The sequence below is a fragment of the Glutamicibacter sp. NPDC090743 genome, from assembly GCF_044769125.1.
Lineage (GTDB): Bacteria > Actinomycetota > Actinomycetes > Actinomycetales > Micrococcaceae > Glutamicibacter.
The window spans coordinates 166,623-188,559 of record NZ_JBIVXE010000003.1; the positions used below are offsets into that span (position 1 = coordinate 166,623).

At 58.8% G+C, this 21,937-nt stretch carries 19 protein-coding genes; 6 read left to right on the forward strand and 13 right to left on the reverse strand.

All coding sequences use genetic code 11. The annotated features are described in order from the left end of the window. Positions 1-31 precede the first annotated feature (31 nt). The 9 genes from ACIQTS_RS07225 to pdhA form a co-directional block, all read right to left on the reverse strand. A complete protein-coding gene (locus tag ACIQTS_RS07225; protein WP_105661818.1) occupies positions 32-1,549 on the reverse strand; it encodes an ABC transporter permease in 1,518 nt (505 codons plus the stop codon). A gap of 141 nt (positions 1,550-1,690) precedes the next feature. Further along, a complete protein-coding gene (locus ACIQTS_RS07230; protein WP_400290355.1) occupies positions 1,691-3,499 on the reverse strand; it encodes an ABC transporter family substrate-binding protein in 1,809 nt (602 codons plus the stop codon). Positions 3,500-3,936: 437 nt separating this feature from the next. Next, a complete protein-coding gene (locus ACIQTS_RS07235; RefSeq protein ID WP_105657255.1) occupies positions 3,937-5,580 on the reverse strand; it encodes an ABC transporter ATP-binding protein in 1,644 nt (547 codons plus the stop codon). Between the two features lie 3 nt (positions 5,581-5,583). Further along, positions 5,584-6,606, reverse strand: a complete 1,023-nt coding sequence (locus ACIQTS_RS07240) for an ABC transporter permease (RefSeq protein WP_286134154.1) — start codon at positions 6,604-6,606, stop codon at positions 5,584-5,586. Next, positions 6,599-7,525 (reverse strand): ABC transporter permease, encoded by a 927-nt coding sequence (locus ACIQTS_RS07245; RefSeq protein WP_332727079.1) that lies wholly within the window; start codon positions 7,523-7,525, stop codon positions 6,599-6,601. Before ACIQTS_RS07245 ends, ACIQTS_RS07240 begins: the two co-directional genes overlap by 8 nt. 190 nt (positions 7,526-7,715) lie before the next feature. Then, a complete protein-coding gene (locus ACIQTS_RS07250) occupies positions 7,716-9,347 on the reverse strand; it encodes an ABC transporter substrate-binding protein (RefSeq protein ID WP_105657253.1) in 1,632 nt (543 codons plus the stop codon). A gap of 196 nt (positions 9,348-9,543) precedes the next feature. Then, on the reverse strand, positions 9,544-10,893 hold the full coding sequence (locus ACIQTS_RS07255) for a dihydrolipoamide acetyltransferase family protein (protein WP_400290351.1): 1,350 nt from the start codon (positions 10,891-10,893) through the stop codon (positions 9,544-9,546). Next, a complete protein-coding gene (locus tag ACIQTS_RS07260) occupies positions 10,893-11,882 on the reverse strand; it encodes an alpha-ketoacid dehydrogenase subunit beta (RefSeq protein ID WP_332594836.1) in 990 nt (329 codons plus the stop codon). The genes ACIQTS_RS07255 and ACIQTS_RS07260 overlap by 1 nt, the downstream gene beginning before the upstream one ends. A gap of 14 nt (positions 11,883-11,896) precedes the next feature. Continuing rightward, positions 11,897-13,012 carry a pyruvate dehydrogenase (acetyl-transferring) E1 component subunit alpha gene (gene pdhA, locus ACIQTS_RS07265; protein ID WP_105661813.1) on the reverse strand — a complete coding sequence of 372 codons (1,116 nt, stop codon included), beginning with the start codon at positions 13,010-13,012 and terminating at the stop codon, positions 11,897-11,899. Between the two features lie 150 nt (positions 13,013-13,162). On the opposite strand from pdhA, the gene ACIQTS_RS07270 reads away from it, so the two are divergent. After that, a complete protein-coding gene (locus tag ACIQTS_RS07270) occupies positions 13,163-13,636 on the forward strand; it encodes an Lrp/AsnC family transcriptional regulator (RefSeq protein WP_105661916.1) in 474 nt (157 codons plus the stop codon). Between the two features lie 84 nt (positions 13,637-13,720). Here the strand turns inward: ACIQTS_RS07270 and ACIQTS_RS07275 are convergent, their stop codons facing one another. Together ACIQTS_RS07275 and ACIQTS_RS07280 are read right to left on the reverse strand one after the other, a co-directional pair. Continuing rightward, complete coding sequence (locus ACIQTS_RS07275; RefSeq protein ID WP_402472351.1) at positions 13,721-15,346, reverse strand: cation acetate symporter; 1,626 nt, start codon at positions 15,344-15,346, stop codon at positions 13,721-13,723. Beyond that, positions 15,347-15,691 (reverse strand): DUF485 domain-containing protein, encoded by a 345-nt coding sequence (locus tag ACIQTS_RS07280; protein WP_105657248.1) that lies wholly within the window; start codon positions 15,689-15,691, stop codon positions 15,347-15,349. 197 nt (positions 15,692-15,888) lie between these two features. Between ACIQTS_RS07280 and ACIQTS_RS07285 the strand changes: the two genes are divergently transcribed. From ACIQTS_RS07285 to ACIQTS_RS07300, 4 genes are read left to right on the forward strand one after another with little or no spacing between them, the layout of a single operon-like run. Next, positions 15,889-17,070, forward strand: coding sequence for a sensor histidine kinase (locus ACIQTS_RS07285; RefSeq protein ID WP_105657305.1), 1,182 nt, complete (start codon positions 15,889-15,891; stop codon positions 17,068-17,070). Between the two features lie 29 nt (positions 17,071-17,099). Beyond that, entirely contained in the window at positions 17,100-17,816 is a 717-nt protein-coding gene (locus ACIQTS_RS07290; RefSeq protein WP_105657247.1) for a LytTR family DNA-binding domain-containing protein, read from the forward strand. Positions 17,817-17,875: 59 nt separating this feature from the next. Further along, positions 17,876-18,241: a hypothetical protein gene (locus ACIQTS_RS07295; protein ID WP_105657246.1), complete on the forward strand. Its 366-nt coding sequence runs from the start codon at positions 17,876-17,878 to the stop codon at positions 18,239-18,241. Beyond that, entirely contained in the window at positions 18,234-19,709 is a 1,476-nt protein-coding gene (locus tag ACIQTS_RS07300) for a cation acetate symporter (protein WP_402472356.1), read from the forward strand. The genes ACIQTS_RS07295 and ACIQTS_RS07300 overlap by 8 nt, the downstream gene beginning before the upstream one ends. Here ACIQTS_RS07300 and ACIQTS_RS07305 read toward each other — a convergent pair. Next, positions 19,706-20,656, reverse strand: coding sequence for a DMT family transporter (locus ACIQTS_RS07305; RefSeq protein ID WP_402472358.1), 951 nt, complete (start codon positions 20,654-20,656; stop codon positions 19,706-19,708). The two genes, ACIQTS_RS07300 and ACIQTS_RS07305, sit on opposite strands and share 4 nt — an antisense overlap. A gap of 39 nt (positions 20,657-20,695) precedes the next feature. On the opposite strand from ACIQTS_RS07305, the gene ACIQTS_RS07310 reads away from it, so the two are divergent. After that, a complete protein-coding gene (locus ACIQTS_RS07310) occupies positions 20,696-21,199 on the forward strand; it encodes a MarR family winged helix-turn-helix transcriptional regulator (protein ID WP_105657243.1) in 504 nt (167 codons plus the stop codon). A 104-nt stretch (positions 21,200-21,303) separates the two neighbouring features. Here the strand turns inward: ACIQTS_RS07310 and ACIQTS_RS07315 are convergent, their stop codons facing one another. Continuing rightward, positions 21,304-21,876, reverse strand: coding sequence for a DivIVA domain-containing protein (locus tag ACIQTS_RS07315; protein WP_105657242.1), 573 nt, complete (start codon positions 21,874-21,876; stop codon positions 21,304-21,306). Positions 21,877-21,937: the final 61 nt, after the last annotated feature.

Here is a 21,937-nt window from a genome sequence, read left to right on the forward strand (position 1 = left end):
GGCATGAAGGATGTTCATTGGTCCATGCCTCCTAGACTCGGATTCGTGGGTCAAGCAGGGCGTAAACGATATCCGCCAGCAAGTTGAAGATGATTGCGGCGGTACCGGTAACCAGGAAGAACGCCATCACAGGTGCCGGGTCGACATGATCCAGTCCGGTTGCGAACATTTCGCCCATGCCCTTCCAGCCGAAGACGCGCTCGGTAATCACGGCACCGCCGATCAGGCCGGCGAAGTCGAAGGCTGCAATGGTGGCGATGGGGATCATCGCGTTGCGGAACGCGTGCCGGAAAATCACGGTGCGTTCGCTCAATCCCTTGGAACGGGCGGTGCGAATGTAGTCCTGGCGCTGCACTTCGAGCATGGAAGAACGCGTGTAGCGCGAATAGCTAGCCAAAGAAATCACTGCAAGCAGGATGGTCGGCATCAGCAACTGGGTGCCGTTATCCAGGAAGTGATCCCAGAAACCGCCTTCTAGGTTAGCAGTGGACGACCCGATGGTCGCGATGGGGCGTCCCTTGACGTCCAGGAAACCAGGCCAGGCGCGGAACATGTGATCGACAACGGTCAATCCTGCACCGACAACACCGGTGGCTACGGAGACGGACATCGCTGCTTTGCGCAAGCGGCCGCCCATGAAGCGCCCGACTACTGCCGGAATCGCTACCGCGAGGACCAATCCGAACAAGAGGATCCATGCGTTTGGTTCCAGCAGCATGTAGAAGGTCGCGTAGTACATGGCCAAGACCAGTACGACGGTAATCAGTGCCGGGTACAGCACGCGCTTTTCCTTCAGGCCAACGCTCATGGCAGTGGCGCTCAAGGCCACGAGTGCCGTCAGCACGATGATGATTGCGGGGCCCATTTGCGGGTAGCGGTAGAAATTCAGCCAAATGCTGTACTGCAGCACCAGCGGGACGAAAACAGCGGCAGCTATGAAGGTGATGCCACGGCGCTTCAAGGAGCCCCCGAGGAACATCTGCAGGACGAGTCCGACGACGATGCCTATGGCTATGGATGACCCCAGGGATATCTGCGGATCCGCCAGCCAGTCGTTGTAGCTGATTGCCAGGTACTCCTTGAGCAGCACAGCTGCCCAGAAGACGGGAAGCGAGAAGAAGAGGAAGGTCATGAAGGTAACGATGTAATCCAGGCCGGAGTACTGGCGGATTGCAGTCAAAACGCCAATGGCGATACCCAGAACCGCGGCGATCACCGTAGCGAGCACTACCAGCCGCAAGGTGGACGATGCGGCGTTGGCCAGCAAGCCGGAGACCTCTACGCCGTTGATATTCTGTCCCAGGTCGCATTGGCCAATCAGGCATTTGCTGGCGCCGGTCAGCCAGTCCCAGTAGCGTCCGTACCAGGGTGCATCCAGGTTCATGTATTCCACACGCTGGGCCATCAAGTACTCGCGGTTATCCGCGTTGCTTTCGCGGAGGTCCTTGAGCGGGTCACCTGAATTGATAACCAGTACGTAGAGCAAGAGCGATGCGGCGAACAGCACGGCAAGTGCTGAGCCTAGTCTCTTGGCGATAAATTTCCACACGGTTCTAATGTCCTACTTTCATCTCACGGAAGTGAGCCGGCCCTTGAGGTTGGGGACCTTTGAACACACTGCGGGGCCCGATTTTTGATCGGGCCCCACATGTGCTCACTCACATTGTGCAAGTACGTTGCCTAGGGGCAATTACTCAGCACGTACCCACTGCTCGGCGTTCCAGACGATCTGGTCCTGCGTTGCGGTGTGACGGACATTTTGGATATCCGAACCCGAGGCGCTCAAGCCTGGGTGGGCGAATACCGGGATGCCGAACAGGTCATCCCACAACAGCTTCTCGATCTTCTTGGTCTGCTCGGCATGGACAGCCGGGTCCAGCGAGCTTGCCAGGGTCGCCCATGCTGCATCGACTTCAGCGTTCGAGTACTGGCCGAAGTTCTGCGGCTTGCCGGTGGCGTAGATGTTCTGGCCGGAACTGATCTGGCCGGAACCTGCCCAAGCGAACAGTGCTACTTCGTAGTCGCCACGGTCTTGCGCACCGTTTGGCGAGAAGAAGTCAGCCGAACCGGTGTCCTCGATCTTGAAGCCCGCTTCATCGCAGGAGGACTTGATGGCCGAGACCTGGTTGGCGCGGCGTTCATTAGGTGCCGAGTAGCCGATGCGTACTTCGGTACCCACAGCGTCCTGCTCTTCGAGGATCTTCTTGGCGCCTTCGATATCAACCTGGTCGTAGCGGCCGTCGTAGGATGCGTCCACTACTTCCTGGTAGTTATCCTGGAACGGGAAGACTTCGCGGGAGTTCATCACGATGGCGTCGGGGTTCAGCGGCTTGATCAGGTTGTCAACAATCTGCTGACGTGGAACACACATGGCAAAGGCCTTGCGCAGTTCCAGATTGGTCATTTCGTTGCCCTTGGCGAAGTTGAAGTCAAGGTGCTCCCAGGTCAGGGTGTCGCCCTTCTGGATTGCTACAGCGTCGCCAAGATTCTCCAGCTGCGCGAGCGTATCAACGGTGGGCTGCGGGTTAATGACGTCAACGTCTTTATTCTGCAATGCCTGGACCATGCTTGCGTCTTCAAGGAAGCGGAAGGTCAGTTCCTTGGTTGCAGGCGCGGGGCCATAGTAGTTCTCGTTGGCAACCAGGGTTACGGACTCTCCAGCTTTCCAGCTACCCAGCTTGTAGGGACCGGATACAGGCGAGATCTTCTCATCGGGCAGCTTGCCCGGGTCAGTCATCCAGCCTTCGTTCCAGAAATCGGCAGCCTTCTTCAGCTTGTCGGATTCCCCACCGAGAATGGCTTTGACGAGCTCTTCGGTGCTCATGCCCGACTCTTCGGCCACCACATGTGCTGGGTGGAGCATCCATGACTGGAGGGCCCAGTCCGGGTCAGGCTCGGCGAATTCAACAGTGAATTCCTTGCCATCCCAGTCGCCCTGCGGACCAGCTGGAACAGTGTCGCCGAGATCAACAGAGACCGAGTTGAACAGCGGCTTGTCCTTGGCACCTTCGTTGAGGTTCAGGTTCTGCACTGCCCATGCCAGCACGGAGTCGGCTACGGTGATCGGCGTGCCATCGGACCATTTGGCTTCTTCGTTGATGGTGTACTTGATGGTGAGCGGATCGTCGCTCACCTTCTCATAGCTGCCCAAGGCCTCGTTGGGGTACAGCGTGCCGTCAGTACCGAAGTAGCTGAACCCAGCGAACATCCGGTCCACGATGGCCGAGTTGTAGGTGGAATAGGTGTTCGGAGTAAAGCCGTTGTAGCTCAGGAATTCCGGGGCACCGACGGTGACGTTGATATTGTCTTCGGCAGTCTTGATATCACCCAGATCGGCTTTGCCGCTGTTTGCTGCTTCTGCCGAACCGTTGCCGCCACCTGCGCCAGCATCCTTTGATGCATCGGCGCCTGTGTCTCCGCCGCCTGGTGCACAAGCCGAAAGGGCCAGGGCCAGTGCTGCGCCTACAGCTACTGCTTTCGAAACGCGCTGAAACCGCATTTCGCCTCCTTGAGTTCTTGAACGATACGAGTGCTGGATCGGTGGATCCAATGTGGATCAGATCACATGATCAATCCATTGAGCAATAGACTAACCCGAATTTTCTGGCTTGGATATAGAAAGAAGCGCTTCAGATATTGCCGCGACTCTCCCCCTGAGAGTCATTCGCAACGCGCTTGTTACCCACGGGTTTACGAGATCCAGCTCACATCCCCGAGATTTCAAGGATTTCTTTCAGATTGGGAAAAATCAATCGGGCAACTGTTTCATGCATGTTGACTCGCGGAGTGATTTATAACATTTTTGCAACGTTTGTTTCAGATTGATTAAATCTGAAATATTCGTTGAATATGACGTTGCTTGAGCTCAGGTTAAGCGCAAAATGGGCCGGTGAAACCTTACGGTTTCACCGGCCCATTCAGCGGATTTCCGAGCTGCTAGATCAGCGAAGCTCCAGGGATCGCAGCCAGCAGGTTGCGGGTATATGCACTCTTTGGCGCATCGAAAATCTCGTCCGTCGTTCCCTGTTCGACGATCTTTCCGTGTTCCATCACGCATACGTTGTCCGCGATCTGGCGGACTACAGCCAGGTCGTGGGTAATGAACAGGTAGGTAAGGCCCATTTCGCGTTGCAGCTCATCGAGCAGCTCCAGCACCTGGGCCTGCACCAGCACGTCCAACGCCGAAACAGCCTCATCGCAAACGATCATTTCCGGCTGCAAGGCCAGAGCACGCGCGATCGCGATGCGCTGGCGCTGTCCGCCGGACAGCTCGTTCGGGAAGCGGTGCATGGTGGATGCCGGCATGGAAACCTGATCCAGCAGTTCCTTGACCTTCTTCTCCCGTGATGCCGCGTTACCAATACCGTGAATGCGCAGTGGTTCTTCGATGGTTCGGAATATCGAGTACATCGGATCCAAGGATCCGTACGGATCCTGGAAAATCGGCTGGACACGTCGGCGGTACTTGAACAAGTGCTTCTCGCTCAGGTTGCCAATCTGTTCGCCATCAAAGATGATCTCGCCCTCGGTCTTGTCCAACAGGTTGAGCACCATCTGGGCGATGGTGGACTTGCCGGAACCGGACTCGCCTACCACGGCGGTGGTGGTGCCCTTGGGGATCTCGAAGGACACGTTGTCCACCGCGGTGAACTTCTCCTTCTTGCCGAACCCCTTGCGGATATCGAAGACCTTCGTCAGGTTGCTGACCTTCAGCAGCGGCTCGGCCTTGCCCGGAATTACCTCATCAACAATCGCCTCGTGCTTGTCTCCACGCTGTGCTGACAACGATGGAGCCGAGTTGATCAGGCGCTGGGTGTACGGGTGCTTGGGGTTGCGCAGAATCTCCAGCGCTGGGCCATATTCGACGACACGCCCCTTGTACATCACGACGACCTTCTCGGCACGCTCTGCTGCCAAGCCCAGGTCGTGGGTAATCAGCAGCACGGCGGTGCCCAGTTCACTGGTCATGGTGTCCAGATGGTCCAGGATCTGCTGCTGCACGGTGACGTCCAGTGCGCTGGTTGGCTCATCGGCAATCAGCAGGCGCGGGCGGCAGGCCAGGCCAATGGCGATCAGCGCACGCTGACGCATGCCACCGGAGAATTCGTGCGGGTACTGCCTCGCACGCGTCTCCGGATCGGGCAAACCTGCATCGGCCAAGACCTGGGCTACACGCTTGTTCGGGTTATCCCCCGCCAAGCCGTTGGCTTTCAGGGTTTCCTTGACCTGGAACCCGATCTTCCAGACCGGGTTCAAGTTGGACATCGGATCCTGCGGAACCATGCCAATATGGTTGCCGCGCAGCTCTACGAATCGCTTTTCGCTCGCTTGGGCGATGTCCTCGCCGTCAAAAAGAATCTGGCCGGATGAGACCTTGCCGTTGCCGGCCAACAGGCCGATAGCAGCCAGTGCCGAAGTTGACTTGCCGGAACCGGACTCGCCCACGATGGCCACGGTTTCCCCGGGCATCACGGTGAAGTTGGCGTCGCGCACTGCGTGCACTGGACCGTCAGGAGTGGAGAAAGTGATCGCCAGGTCCTTGACTTCCAGCAGAGGCTTGGGAGTTGCACTCTGAGTCATTGCTTAGGCTCCCTTCCGGGCCTTCGGATCCAGTGCGTCGCGCACTGCATCGCCGAGCATGATGAAGCTCAATACCGTTACCGAAAGGAACAGTGCTGGCCACATCAGCATGGTCGGGTTATTGCGCAGCTGGGTACGTGCGGAGGAAATATCGTTGCCCCAGCTCATGACGTCTGGCGGAAGCCCGACGCCCAGGAAGGACAGCGTGGCCTCGGCAACGATGTATACGCCGAGGTTCACCGTGGCAACAACAATGATCGGTGCCAACGAGTTCGGGATGACGTGCTTGACCAAAGCGCTGAACTTGGACAGGCCCAACGCGCGCGAGGCCTTCACGAAGTCCGCGTTGCGGGCCTCGATCACTGCGCCGCGGGTAATGCGTGCCAGCTGCGGCCAGCCGAAGATCGCAAGGGTGATGATAACCGTCCAAACGCTTCGGTTTTCACGGAAGGCAGGAAGCTGCATCACGATGATGGCGCCAAGGATCAGCGGCAGCGCGAAGAAGATATCGCCCAGACGAGCCAGGATGGTGTCGATCCAGCCGCCGTAGTAGCCTGCCAGCGCGCCAATGGCACCGCCGAGCAGCACCACGATGAGGGTAGTGAATACGCCTACGAGCAGCGAAGCACGCGTGCCGTAGATCGTACGGGCGTAGATGTCGCAACCCTGCAGGTTGAAGCCCATGATATGTCCCTGGCGTGCTGGCTCATTGGAATTTTCCAGCAAGCAGGCCTGGTTGCCAGTCGGATCAATGGACGTGAACAGCTGCGGGAACGCAGCTACAACCACGACGGCGATGATCAGAAGCGTGGAGATGATGAACAGCGGCTGCTTGCGCAGTGAACGCCATGCTTCAGCCCACATGGACAATGGCTTGCCGGTTTCCTTGACAGAATCCACCGCCTGCAGCGGAGTCTCCTCCAATGGGGCCACGTAGTGCTCAATTTTGTACTTGGAAACTTTGCCGGCACGGGTGTTTCGGATGGGAAGGCCGTCTTCGGGATTAAAGTTCTGGTTCTCAGGCATAACGGATCCTTGGGTCAAGCAGTGCGTACAGCATATCCACGATCAGGTTGGCGATCACGAAGACGATCACCAAGACGCCTACAACGGCAACCACCGTCGGGGTTTCGCCCTTCTGGATTGCCTGGTAGAGCAAGTGGCCGACACCGGGGACATTGAAGATACCCTCGGTAACAATGGCGCCGCCCATGAGTGCGCCCAAGTCGGCGCCAAGGTAGGTCACGACTGGAATCAGCGAGTTGCGCAAGATGTGCACGGTGACAACGCGGTTGCGGCTCAGGCCCTTGGCAGTTGCGGTGCGCACATAGTCAGCGGTTTTGTTCTCAATGATGGAGGTACGCGTCAGTCGCAAAACGTAAGCCAGAGAAACGAGTCCCAGGACCAAGGCCGGCAGGATCAGTTCGCCCCAGGTTGCCGAACCGGAAACGGTTGGCTTTGCCCATTCGAGCTTGACTCCGACCACGTACTGGAGCAGGAAGCCCAGTACGAAGGTTGGAACTGCGATGACCAGCAGCGATGCGATCAGGACGGTCGAGTCGAACAATTTGCCCTTGCGCATGCCGGCGATGACGCCGAAGATGATGCCGAAGACAGATTCGATCAGCAACGCCAGTATCGCCAGGCGTGCAGTGACAGGGAATGCTCGTGCGAGCATCTCCTTGACTTCTTGGCCCGAGAATGAAGTTCCCAGGTCCAAAGTCACCAGGTTCTTCAAGTACAGGCCGTATTGGACCCAAAAAGGCTTATCCAAGTTGTATTGCGCAGTTAGGGCCGCTTTGGTGGCATCACTCATTGGCTTGCCGCCGGAGAGTGCCGCGATTGGGTCACCGGGAGTCGCGAAAACCAAGAAGTACACCAGCAAAGTAGCACCGATAAACACCGGGATCAGCTGCGCGATTCTCTTCAGGGTAAAACTTAACATGCTTGCATCTCACCTCGAGACACATGAGGGCACAAGGCCATTTTTATCCTCTTTCCGTCGATAAAGTAATCGACGTTTATTTTTGCGAGGCAGGACGGACACGCCAAAGGGAGACCCTGAGCTGCTCGGATCTCCCTTGACGAGTTTTCAGCTTCTATTCGCTCTGATTAGGCCGAATGCTGAAGGAAACTTATTTGCCAGTGATTTGCTGGTACATAGGAACACCGTTCCAGCCGAACTCAACGTTATCCACGTTTTCGCTCCAACCACCCTGAACTGCCTGGTACCACAGCGGGATAGCCGGCAGATCCTTGAACAGGATTTCCTGTGCTTCGTTGAAGATCTTCGCACCCTCAACAGGATCCGTGGCGGACAGGCCCTCGGTCAGCTTGGCGTCGAATTCCTTGCTGGAGTACTTGCCGTCATTCGAACCAGCCCCGGTACCGAATAGTGGACCAAGGAAGTTGTATAGCGATGGGTAGTCGGCCTGCCAACCGGTACGGAATGCACCGGTCATCTCGTAGCTGGTGACCTTCTCGCGCAATTCCTTGAAGGAGCTGAATGGCTTAGCCACGGCGTTGATGCCCAGGTTGCTCTTCAACTGGTTGACGACAGCTTCGACATATTCCTTGTTGCCAGCGCCATCAACGTTGTAGCCGACGGAGAATTCATCGCCGGAGTCCCACTTGCTGATTGCATCAGCCTCTTCCCACAGCTTCTTGGCTTCAGCCCCGTCGAAGTCCAGGACTTCGCTGCCTGGAACCTCTGCGTTATAGCCTTCAAGTACCGGTGCGGTGAAGTCGTCGGCCTTGATCTTGCCGCCGTTGTACACCTTGTCGATGATCAGCTGGCGGTCAATGGCGCGGGAGATCGCTGCACGGCGGAGGTTGCCCTCTTCACCCTGCTTGAAGTGCTCCAGGTAACCCGGAATGGTAATGGTTGCGTTGCCAGCGTAGGGCGAGTTGATCGAGCGGTCGCCCAGATCAGTCTCGTAGGAAGCCAGCGAGCTTGGCGGGATCTGGTCCAGCACGTCCAAGTTGTTGGACTGCAGATCGCTGTACGCCGAGTCGGTGGACTGGTAGACCTTGAAGTCGATGCCGGCGTTAGCCGCCTTGCGTGGTCCGTCGTAGCTCTCGTTGACGTCCAGCTTCAGGTTCACATCGTGGTTCCACTCGGTCAACGTGTATGGGCCGTTGCCGATTGGCTTTTCGCCAAAGGCCTTTGGATCCTCGAAGGCCGCTTCCGGCAACGGCATGAACGCCGTGTAGCCCAAGCGCAGCGGGAAGTCGGACTCAGGCTGGGACAGCTCAACGGTGAAGGTGGTGTCATCCACTACCTTCAGGCCTTCCATCTCTTCCTTCTTGGAGCCTTCCTTGTTGACCTCATCGAAGCCCTTGATGGATTCGAAGAAGTACGAGTTCAGCTGTGCGTTCTTTGCCGCGGCGCCGAAGTTCCAGGCATCCACGAACGAAGCAGCAGTTACTGGGGAACCATCCGAGAAGGTATGTCCGGCCTTCAGCTTGATGGTGTAGTTCTGGGAGTCTTCGGTTTCGATGGACTCAGCGAGTTCATTGACCGGAGCGCCCTTTGCGTCATAGCTGACCAAACCGGTGAAGATCAGGTCCATTACGCGGCCGCCGCCAACTTCGTTGGTGTTAGCCGGCAGAAGGCCATTCTGCGGTTCGGTGGTGTTTGCGGTGACGACGTACGAGCCGTCACCTTCGCCACCGGCGGTTTCATTGGAACCGCCGCCACAAGCGGACAGGGTCAGCGCCAAGGCTGCAGATAAAACGACAGCCTTAGATGCGTGCGAGTATCGCATCCTATTTCTCCTCAACAGATCGTTGCTGCTTCTGCATTTCGCAGAGCCGTGCAGGCAAGCGTGAGCTATAGCACGTAGTGAATGAGATTACATCAAACATTGCGAAACAACCAATGAATAGTCATGAAAGCAATGCTTGAAATCGGGTTACTCACCCGGCTGAAATAACTTCAGCCGGGTCAGTTTTTATTTAAGCTCAAATAAAAATATTCATCATTCCGGGGTCTTCCAATACCGAGCCGACACCTGCGAGGAACTCGCTTGCTTCCTTGCCGTCAACCACTCTGTGATCGAAGGACAAAGCCAAAGTCATGGTATGGCGAAGGGCAACTTGGTCTTGGTATTCCCAAGGCCTTCGTTTCACTTGGCCTAATGCCAGGATTCCAGCCTGCCCCGGAGGTAGAATCGGGGTCCCGGCATCCACGCCGAAAACCCCCACATTGGTAATGGAGAATGTGCCACCGGTCAATTGGGCTGGTGACAACGTTCCTTCGCGGCCCTGGAGAATAATCTCGCTGAGTTCAGTTGCCAATACGGGCAACGTCTTGGCTTGGGCATTTTTCAGCACCGGAACCAGCAAGCCGCGGTCACTTGCCACAGCCATGCCCAGATTCACTGACCCGAACTCAATGATTTCGTCAGCCTTTTCATCCCACGTCGAGTTCAGCGCAGAATAAGTCTTCAGCAATCTCGTCACCACGAGCGCCGCCAACGTTGTGATGTTGAGTTTCCGGTCCTTCAGCAAGCGATGCGAACGCATTCTTTCCACCAACGCCATGGATTCGGTGACGTCAATAGTGAGGAACTCGGTGGCATGCGGTGCAGTAAACGCCGACTGCACCATCGCTTTGGCTGTGGCTCTGCGGACGGCGGTGATCTTCACATGGCGGTCCACATCCGGCGAGGACGCTGGCTCATTTCCCCTTGCCGATGAGGTGCTGGTACCTACGGAATCGATGGCCTGCTGAACATCCCTACGCAGCACCAGCCCACCCTCGCCGCTGCCGGCGAGCGCCGAAATATCGACTCCATGATCGCGTGCCAGCTTGCGTACGGGCGGTGTGCATCGAGTCGTCTCATGTTGTTCGCGCTCAGGACTGGCCGGCGCGGCATCCGGTGCGGATGCAACTGGTTCCGCCAATTGCGCCGCTCCCCCGTTGCGGGAGCCACGAGCTTTTCGCGTTGGACGGTTGCCGGTGTCTGCCGGGGCACCGTAGCCAACGAGGGTTGGGGTGCGCTCGAAGGCCGCACTTTCCCCATGATTTCCGGGACCTGCTGCTGGCGGCTGCCCGCCGGAAGCGCCTGGCTCCTGATCAAAAGTGACCAGCGGACCGCCAACCTGCACTGTTTCACCTTCGGTGGCATGCAGAGCCTGAACGAAGCCGGCATACGGCGAGGGCAGTTCAACCACTGCCTTGGCGGTTTCAACTTCGGCAATGATCTGGTTGAGCGCAACATGCTCGCCAACCTTGATTTTCCAATTCAGCACCTCGGACTCGGTGAGCCCTTCGCCGAGGTCCGGGAGTTTGAATGTGTGGGCGGTCATCACTTGGCAGCTCCTTCGGTTGCCTCGTGGTGGCGCATCACGGTATCGACCGCGTGCATCACTCGATCCAAATCGGGCAGGTGGTGGCTTTCGAGCCGCGATGGCGGATACGGAATATCGAATCCGGTGACGCGCAATGGGGCGTGCTCCAGATAGTCGAAGCAGCGCTCGGTGATTTCGGCACAGATTTCTGCACCAATACCGCTGGTGCGGCTGGCTTCATGGACTACAACCAGCTTGCCGGTGCGCTTGACGGATTCGGCCACGGTGTCGATATCCAACGGATCCAAGGTGCGCAGGTCGATGACCTCCAGACTGGTGCCTTCATCTTCTGCGGCCTTGGCCGCATCCACCAAGGTGTAGGTGGTCGGGCCATAGCCGACCACGGTGACATCTTCACCGGGTCGGATGATCTTGGCCTTTGGCGATCCGTCTGGCGTTGGAGCCAGAAGTTCAGCCGTGCTTTTCTCGTGGTAGCGGCGCTTCGGCTCGAAGAAGATGACCGGATCATCGCAATCGATGGCCTGGCGCAACATGCTATAGGCATCTTCGACACTTGAAGGCGCGAAGACGCGCAGACCGGCGGTGTGGGCGAAATATGCTTCCGGCGATTCGGAGTGGTGCTCCGGTGAACCGATTCCTCCGCCGTAGGGAATTCGAACTGTCACCGGCATCTTCACACGGCCCCGGGAACGGTAATGCAATTTAGCCAGCTGGGAAACTAGCTGGTCAAAGGCCGGGTAGGTGAAGCCGTCAAACTGGATCTCCACTACTGGGCGATAGCCTCGGTAGGCCAGGCCGATGGCGCTGCCGACAATGCCGGATTCTGCCAGCGGGGTATCGACGACGCGGTGCTCGCCGAATTTGGATTTCAGGCCATCGGTGACCCGGAAGACGCCGCCGAGGGTTCCGATGTCTTCACCAAGCAGGATGACTTTCTCGTCCTCGTCCAGGGCATCGTGCAGCGACTTGTTCAGCGCCTTGAGCATGGTGGTTACCACAGTTACTCTCCACCTTCAAAATCTGCCAAGTAGTCCAGATAGTTCTTGGCTGCGCGTTCGGTTGGTTCGTGCTTCTCGGCATATACATTGGTGAACAGCTCTTCCACCTTGGGGTCCTCCATGGTGGTGATCGCGGCGCGAAGCTTCGCGGCCAGATCATCGGCTGCGTTCTGGGCACGCTGCTCGTAGGACTGCACATCGGCACCCATCTCATGCAGGTACTTCACCAGGCGGTCGATAGGGTCCTTGGCTTTCCACTCTTCGAGCTGCTCGCTCTTGCGGTAGCGGGTTGGATCATCGGCGGTGGTGTGCGACCCCATGCGATAGGTGACCGCTTCAATGAAGGTTGGGCCCAGGCCGTTGCGCGCGTGATTCAGGGCGGCCTTGGTGGCTGCGTAGACTGCAAGGATGTCATTGCCATCCACCCGCCAGGTCTTCAGCCCGAAGCCGTGGGCACGGTCGGCAATCTGGGTGCGGCTTTGCAGGTGGACTGGTTCGGAAATGGCCCACTGGTTGTTCTGGCAGAAGAACAGCACTGGCGCCTGGTAGCTGGCGGCGAAGACCATGGCTTCGCTCACGTCGCCCTGGCTGGTGGCGCCATCGCCAAAGTAGGCCACAGAAACTTGCTTGCCCCCGTCGAATTTGATTCCCATTCCGTATCCGGCTGCGTGCAAAGCCTGGGAGCCAATGACAATCTGCTGGCAAGCAATATTGACTTCATTCGGATCCCAGCCGCTGGCCTGGGCCCCGCGCCACACGCTGAGCAGATCTTCTGCTTTCACTCCCCTGGCCCATGCGACGCCATGCTCGCGGTAGGAAGGGAAAATGAAGTCATCCGCTTCGGTGGCGCGGACCGAGCCGATTTGTGCGGCTTCCTGGCCGAGCAACGGGGCCCAGAGTCCTAGCTGGCCCTGGCGCTGCAATGCGGTGGCTTCATTGTCCATGCGGCGCAGGACCACCATGTCGCGAAGGAAATCTGCAAGGTCCGCTTCTTTGAGGTCCTTCAGATAATGGTCAAGTTCTTCGTCCGGGATTCGTTTCCCGTCGACGTTCAGCAGCTGATGCGTGGGTAGGCATCCGGCGGCTACGTCAATGTGCTGTGTGGACACGATCGGCATCCTTACTCTCACGTAGTCGGTTGCGGGTTTTCATTCACAAACACCGCTTAATGTGATGCTACTCACGCAAGGCAGGATGCACAATGGTGTTTTTGGAATTAGAGCAAAACGCACTGTTTATGAGAACCGGTCAGTGCTAACGTGCACATTATGCAACTTCTGGACACTACCGACCGGCGCATCCTGCTGGCCCTCTCGACCGCAGCCAAACGCACCGGCTCGGCTATCGCCACGGCTTTGAACCTCGGGCGAAATACCGTGCAGACGCGGATGACCCGCCTGGAGAATGAAGTTCTTGATTCCATTGACCGCCGCATCCCGCCCGAAGTGCTGGGCTACGGGCTGCTTTCCTTTGTCGAGCTGCATGTTGAGCAACGCCATCTCGGGGATATCGCCGCCAAGCTCGAAGCCATCCCCGAGGTGCTTGAAGCACACGGGCTCACCGGCTCTGCCGACATCTTGGTGCGGGTAGCGGCCAAAGACGCCGAGGAGCTGTTTCGGGTCCATGGACAGCTGCTGCATATAGACGGAGTGAATCGTGCGGACTCGGCACTATCCATGGCCGAGCTCGTCCCCTACCGCACCACCGCTTTGCTTCAGCACTCGCTAGCCAATAACGCGTAGCGCACAGGGCAGCAAAAAGTTCCGGGAACCAGCCTGCTGGCTGGTTCCCGGAACTTCGCTATTGAGTTTTATGAATTCTTCGCCTTAGTGGTCGACTGCCTTCTCGGCACCGACACCGGTCAGCGAACGAACTTCCATTTCCGCCTGCTTGGTAATGTCCTCGACACGCTTGTCGGTAACCGAGCCCAGCCAGCCTAGGAAGAAGGCCAGCGGAATGGAGACGATACCCGGGTTAGCCAGCGGGAAGATCACCATATCGATGCTTGGGATCATTGCGGTCTCCGAGCCCGAGAACACTGGCGAGAAGATGATCAGCAGCAAAGCCGAACCCAGGCCGCCGTACATGGACCACACTGCGCCGCGGGTCTTGAAGCCCTTCCAGAACAGCGAGTACAAGATGGTTGGCAGGTTAGCCGAAGCGGCCACCGCGAAGGCCAATGCCACCAGGAAGGCCACGTTCTGCCCCTGGGCACCGATGCCGCCAGCGATAGCGAAGACTCCGATAACCAAGACCGTGCGGCGGGCAATCTTCATTTCCTTCTCTGGAGTGGGCTTGCCCTTGGCAATCACCGACGCGTACACGTCATGGGCGAAGGATGCCGCCGCGGTGATGGTCAAGCCCGCCACCACAGCAAGGATGGTTGCGAAGGCCACTGCAGAGATCAGGCCCAGCAGCACTGTGCCGCCCAATTCGTAGGCCAGCAGCGGTGCCGCAGAGTTCACGCCGCCTGGAGCCGCCTGGATTCGATCCGGGCCAATCAGTGCACCGGCGCCGAAGCCCAGCACCAGGGTGAACAGGTAGAAGGCGCCGATCAGCCAGATAGCCCAGACGACGGACTTGCGGGCTTCCTTCGCGGTAGGAACGGTGTAGAAGCGCATCAGCACGTGCGGCAGGCCGGCGGTGCCAAGCACCAAGGCCAGGGCCAGCGAGATGAAGTCCAGCTTGGCAGTTTCAGAAACACCGTACTTCATGCCCGGATTCAGGATCTCGGGGTTGCCGGCTACTTCAGCTGCCTTGCCCAGCAGGTCGGAGAAGTTGAAGCCGAACATGGCCAGCGTCCACACGGTCATGATCAGCGCGCCGGCGATCAGCAGGCAGGCCTTGATGATCTGCACCCAGGTGGTGCCCTTCATGCCGCCAACCAGCACATAGAGGATCATCAATGCGCCAACGATAACGATCACCAGCGACTGTCCCAGCTTCTCGTCAATACCCAGCAACAGGGAAACCAGCGCGCCGGCGCCAGCCATCTGCGCCAGCAGGTAGAAGACGCACACTGCCAGCGTGGAGATGGCCGCGGCGATGCGCACCGGACGCTGCTTGAGGCGGAAGGACAGCACATCGGCCATGGTGAATTTGCCGGTGTTGCGCAGCAGCTCCGCAACCAGCAGCAAGGCAACCAGCCAAGCAACCAGGAAGCCGATCGAGTAGAGGAAGCCGTCGTAGCCCTGGATGGCGATAGCGCCAACGATGCCCAGGAAGGAGGCTGCCGAGAGGTAGTCACCGGCAATTGCGGTGCCGTTCTGCGTTCCCGTGAAGGAACGGCCGCCTGCATAGTAATCCGCAGCGGTCTTGTTGTTCTTGGAGGCGCGGAGCACGATCACCATGGTGACGCCCACGAAGGCCAGGAAGATGGCGATATTGACCAAGGGGTTGCCGACCTGGGTCGACTCTCCGGCGGCCTGGGCCAGGATACTGAGCTGGTTCATTTAGTTCACTCCCTCGCTCTCTAGGCGTTCACGGATCTTGGTTGCCTTGGGGTCGAGCTTCTTATTCGAGAAACTGACGTAGGCCGCGGTGATCGCGAAGGTCGACACGAACTGCAGCAACCCGAGAACAATACCCATGTTGATATTGCCGAGAACCTTGATGGACATGAAGTCGTGGAAGTAGTCGGCTAGCAGCACATAGGCGAAATACCAGACGAGGAAGAAGACTGCCATCGGGAAAACAAAACTGCGGTGGGTCTTTCGCAGTTCCTGGAATTCCTCGGATTGGCTCTCCTTGACGAAATCAACGTCAGCAGCGACGCCGTGTTCCGGGTTGGCACTCATGATGCCCTCCTTGAGCGAGTTGATGATGTGACTGGGCGCACATCGGTTTTGTGACTAAGTTCACTATTGGCGATAAACCCGTTGGCGACTAGGGGGCTTGCACACCTCGTGGCTCAACGGACTGCTTTCTGCGCCCAACGGCGCAGCATGGCGCGCTGAACGGTCGGCAGATCAGGCAGGGCCCTAAGATGGGATACATGTCTCCAGCGCTGCAAGTCACCCTGATCGTCGCCATTGCGATGGTCGGAATCGCTCTTGTCGGCTACATCGGTTTCAGGATTTCCCGCTCCACCAAGGAAATGGGTACCGACGTCGAGGAAGCCACCTACAAGACGTTGCACCACATGTCCGTTGCGGTTCCCCATTTGGAGCGCGGCCTGACTGAGGACGGGGCGGCCAAAAGCGCCAAGGCGCTGCGCAGGCTCTTGAACTGCCAGGTATTGCTGATCAGCGACACCACCCATGTGCTGGCCACCGATGCAGGGGCCGATTTCACCGCGGAACTCGAAGAAGCAGCCTCCAAGGTTTCCAAAAGCGCGCTGGCAACCGGCAAAACCCAGGTAGAACGTTCCTCCGGCATGGACTTCGTGTCCGCTCCGATCACCGTAGGAGATCAAAGCGTGGGAACGGTGACCGCGCTATCACGCAGGGCCGGCGCCAGCTTCGTTCGGGCAGTTTCCGAGGTAGCGGTCTTTGTATCCGCGCAGGTGTCCACCGCCCAGCTCGATGAATCCAAGGCCATGCTGCTCGAAGCGCAGATGCGTGCCTTGCGCGCTCAAATCTCCCCGCACTTCATCTACAACTCGCTGAATGCGATCGCTTCGTTCATCAATACGGATCCCGCTCGAGCCCGTGAGCTGGTCATAGAATTCGCCGACTTCACCCGGTACTCTTTCCGCCGCCGCGGTGAATTCACCACCCTGGCCGAGGAACTGGAAGCCATTGACCGCTACCTGTTGCTGGAAAAGGCCCGTTTCGGTGAGCGCATCAAGGTCTCCTTGCAGATCGCTCCCGAGGTGCTGCCCACGCAAATTCCCTTCCTGGCCTTGCAGCCGCTGGTTGAAAACGCGGTACGCCATGGACTCGAAGCCCGGCCAGATGGCGGAGTCATCTCCATCACGGCCACCGAAGACGGAATGCACGCAGTTATCAGCGTGGAAGATGACGGCATGGGCATGGATCCCGAGCAGCTGTCCAGTGTGCTAGCTGGCGATACCCCGAATATGCACGTAGGCCTGCGCAACGTCGACCTGCGCATGCGCCAGCTCTACGGCAATTCCAATGGACTGGTGGTGGAGACCGCGCCGGGGGCCGGAACGCTGATCACTTTGCGTGTCCCGAAGTTCCGTCCGCCCAACACGATCACTTCCGATGCATAGAAAAATCCAATAAACGGTAGAATTTTCGCATGATTAACGTGGTGGTCGCCGATGATGAACTTCCAGCGGTAGAAGAAATCGCTTTTCTGCTCAGCCAGGATTCCCGCATCGGGAAAATTCACCGCGCCACCTCTGGTGCCGCGGCGCTGAAGGCGCTGGAGGAAAATACTGTCGACGCACTTTTCCTCGACATCCACATGCCGGCTTTGTCAGGCTTGGATATTGCCCGCGTCATCTCCCGCTTCACCAATCCCCCACTGATTGTTTTTGTCACCGCCGATGAAGATCAAGCGCTGCAAGCATTCGAGTTGGCCGCCATCGACTACGTGCTCAAGCCCATTCGCCCGCAGCGCCTGGCCGAATCCGTTCGCCGCATCTGCGAGCTGGTCGAGGAGACCCCTGCCAAGCCTGAAATGATCACGGTGGACCAGGGAGGCATCACCAAGCTGATCCCTCGGGCGGATATCGCCTACGTTCAAGCCCAGGGAGACTACGCCCGGCTGCACACCAAGGATTCGAGCTATCTCATCCGGGTTCCGCTCAACGATTTGGAACAGCAGTGGGGCGAGTCCGGTTTCGTTCGGATCCACCGTTCCTACCTGGTGTGCATGGATAAGATCGAAACCGTTCGCTTGCAGACCGGCAAGGCCGCTGTGCTGGTCAACAGCACCGAACTTCCGATTTCTCGTCGCGCGTTGCCATACCTGCGGGAACGCTTGGCTGCCAACCGCGTCCGCCCGCTGTAGGAAGCTGTTGGCCTTCCGTGGAGCACCTTCCCCAAGACAACAGCCGGCGAGAGCCCCTCATGCCCGGACGTTTCGCTGAGCAGCGTCCAAAACGCGTGCGTGTCCAGGCTCCGCAGGATGCATCCTTGACTGTCTCCCCCGACCGTCCCGAGCACACAGCAGAAGAATTCTATGTTCGCCAGCTGATCCGCTCCCAGCTGCGGCTGGCCTGTGCCGTCGCGGCGGGCCTGCTGGCGATGCTGGTAGGCATCAGTGCATTGCTCGTCTTTTGGCCGGTCTTCGAGGACATCCACCTGCTAGGCCTGCCCCTGCCATGGTGGGTTTTGGGCATCGGCATGTATCCACTGATCATCGTGGCCGGAATGCTCTACAACAGGGCCGCGGGACGCAATGAAGAACGGTATCGGAGCATCAGCCGTGGCTAGCCTGCTGTCCGTTTCCTCCCTGGTGATCGTTTGCCTCACCACCATGCTGATTGCCTTCCACGGCCTGCGCCTGTCCCGCACGACTTCCGACTTCTACGTAGCTTCACGCACCGTACGCCCGTGGTGGAATGCCTCTGCGATTGGCGGCGAATACCTGTCGGCAGCTTCGTTCCTGGGCGTTGCCGGGCTGATTGTGCTCTCTGGGCAATCAGGTTTGTGGTTCCCCATCGGCTACACCGCAGGCTACTTGATGCTGCTCCTGTTTGTTGCCGCTCCCCTGCGACGTTCCCGGGCATACACAATTCCCGATTTCGCGCAGATCCGTTTCGAAGGCTCGCCGATGCTGCGGAAAATCACCACCTATCTGGTGGTGGTGATCTGCTGGCTCTATATCGTTCCGCAAATGCACGGAGCAGCCCTGACCCTATCCATCGCTACCGGATTCCCGAGTTGGGCCGGTCCGGTCATTGTTGCCGCGGTTGTCTGCGTGACGGTGCTGTCCGGCGGGATGCGCTCGGTGACCTTCGTCCAGGCCTTCCAGTACTGGTTCAAGCTGGCGGCCTTGGTTATTCCCACGATTTTCCTGCTGGGGCGGGCCATCCCCGAGCATTCGGCATCCGGGCATGCCCAGGCCCTGTATGCGCAGCTGGAGTCCGTGAACGCGATGAACCTCTACGAGACGGTATCCATCATCTTGGCATTGCTCTTCGGCACCCTGGGGCTGCCGCATGTGCTGGTGCGCTTCTACACGAACCCCACAGGCCAGACTGCGCGTACCACCACGGTGATTGTGCTGTGCCTGCTCTCCGCGTTCTACCTCTTGCCGACGACTTTGGGCGTGCTGGGCTTGCTCTACACCCCGGAGCTCGGTGCCACCAATGAAACCGATGCCACCATCCTGCTCTTGCCCGGGCGCCTCTTCGACGGATTCCTGGGCGACGCCTTGACCGCAATTGTCGTCGGTGGCGCATTCGCAGCTTTCCTCTCCACCACCTCCGGTTTGGTGGTATCCCTGGCTGGTGCGCTGTCCCAGGAATTCTTCTCGGGTACCGTGCGGGGCTTCAGGATCTCTACCGTGCTGGCCACCGCCCTGCCCGTCCTGGTCGCGGTGGTGACCAATTCATTGGCCTTGGCGGGCGCCATTGGAAACGTCTTCGCCTTCACTGCATCCACCATCTGCCCGCTGCTGCTCTTGGGCATTTGGTGGCGTTCACTGACCGCTCGAGGTGCTGTTGCCGGACTGCTGGCTGGCGGCATCTCCTGCGGGCTGGCCTTGATGACCGGCGCCTTCCTGCCCCAGGAAGATGAGATCTGGATCCACCTCTTGCGCCAGCCTGCGGCGTGGAGCGTTCCCTTGGCCTTCATGGTGATGATCTTCGTATCGCGCAGCACCAAGCGGAGCGTGCCCGCCAACGTTGAACGCGTCATGGCGTTGCTCCATGTCCCGGACTGGCGGGCGAAGTTCTAGCCAGTCTCCACGGATTCTCCGGCAGGCGCGTCGCGGCCAGATGCTTCGCGTGCCGAAGCTGATCTGCGCCGGGATCCCTTGGCCAGCCCCAGAAGGACTCCGCCGAGAACCAAGCCCATCCCGATCAGGCTTTGGAGGCCGAGGCTTTCCGCTGCCAGCAATGTTCCCAGCAGGACCCCTGTCACTGGATTGAGCAGGCCAATGAGGCCAACTGACGATGCAGGGAGATGGCGCAGCCCGGTGAACCAGGCAAGATAGGCAGCCGCGGTGGCAATGAGGCTGACATAGCCGAAGCCCGCCATCGCCTGCAGGTCAAGCTCTGGGGGTGCTCCATGCACGAACAGCGCGCACGGGACCAGTACTGCCCCTCCGGCCACCAGCTGCCAGGCGGTGACACGGATAATCGGCATCCCTTCAGACCATCGTTTGGTCAGGATGAACCCGGCACTGGATAGGACCATTGCTACCAGCGACAAGACGATCCCCAGGATATCGATGCCGGCCTGTGCATCGAATACCATGATGCCCACGCCGACGAAGCCCAAGAGGGCCCCAACCAAAGGCCAACGTGCAGGACGTTCACCGAGCAATAGCCATGCGAACAGCATGAGCACACCGGCAGAAATCGCCATGGTCGTAGCAGCGACACCCGATGGCAAAAGTTGCGCCACCACGTAGATCAGGGCAAAGAAGGCACCGATATTCAGCACGCCCAGAACCGCGGATTTCCACCACCAGCTGCCCTGCGGGAGTTTCCTGGCTAGCCCCAGCAACACCAAGCCCGCCGGCAATGCGCGGATCGCCGCACCCCAGAGCGCTGAGCCGTCGGGAAGAAATTCCTTGGTGACATAGTAATTGGAGCCCCACGCGATCGGGGCTATCGCGGTCAGTGCTACCCAGCCCAGCGTTCGAAGCCGGTGCCCCGCGGAATTCAAAATATCTTCCATGGAAGATACTTTAGCTTCCTTGGAAGATATAATAAAGGCATGGAGCAAAACGACCACGTATCGCGCATTCAACAGCAGTGGGCAGAACAACGGCCGGATCTCGACCCAGCGCCCCAGGGAATCATCGGCCGGCTGCATCGCTTGGCTAATTACCTGACCGAGGAGCTCTGCACGGTTTATGCAGAGCATGGGCTGACCGAAGCTGAATTCGATGTGCTCGCGGCCTTGCGGCGGGCAGGAGAACCCCACTCCCTGGCCCCCGGCGAGCTGGCACAGCAGACGATGGTGACCACCGGAGCCATGACCAAGCGGCTCGACAAGCTGGTCAGCAACGGCTGGGTCACCCGCGCGCTATCCGGTGATGACAGGCGTGGGCGCCGCATCTCCTTGACGGCTAGCGGCAAGAAGAAAATCGATGAAGCGTTTACCGCCCACATGCGCAACGAAAAGCGCCTCGTGGACCAGCTGGCCCCGGCTGATCGTCCTGCGCTCGAAGAAATGCTGCGAAACTGGTTGGCCCACTATGAACAGACCCGGCCCTAGCCTTATCGGCCAGCGCGTCGCCAAGAATGCAAAAAGCCGCGCAGGGCAGCGGGAAGAATTTCCCACTGCCCTGCGCGGCAATGCGTTTGCGCTGGAGACAGCTGCTAGTCGATCGAAGCCATCAGCTCGACCACGCGGTCAAGGAATGCATCGACCTGCGATTCCTCGTAGCCATCGGTTCCCTGCGAAGAGCGGAATTCCACGCGGCGTACGGTGTCAACGGCCATGGGCACGTCGTTCTCGAAATAGTCGATGAGCTGATCGCATAGGCGATCGACATCTTCGATGTTGTAGCTCGACGCGTTGGAACGCGACGGGCGACGGAAACGCTCACCCTTGGCACGGTGCAGGCGGCCACGCAGGATCGCGGCCAGGCGGCCTACCTGCTGCAGCCAGACCTCCTCGCCCTGATGGGCAATCAAGTCGTCGCGCTCGCGCTTGGCAAAGACATCTTCCAAGCGGTCCAGCGCACCATCGACTTCGCGGGCCTGGTACCCGCCCTTCTGCGGCGCAAAAGTGGTGCGGCGGATCAGGTGGCTGGTGACCACACTGTCGTCGTTTCCTCCACCGTTGAAGGTGGCGCGGGCACGGCTCAGGAATGCATCAACTTGCTTTGCGTTGTAGCCGAATTCCGAGTCCGGTACGCGGGAAAACGGAGCATCTTGCTGCTGCGACACGACAGTTCCTTTTTCTCTAGAGAGATATCAGTTGGGTACCCCGGTAAGGCGATACCCCTCA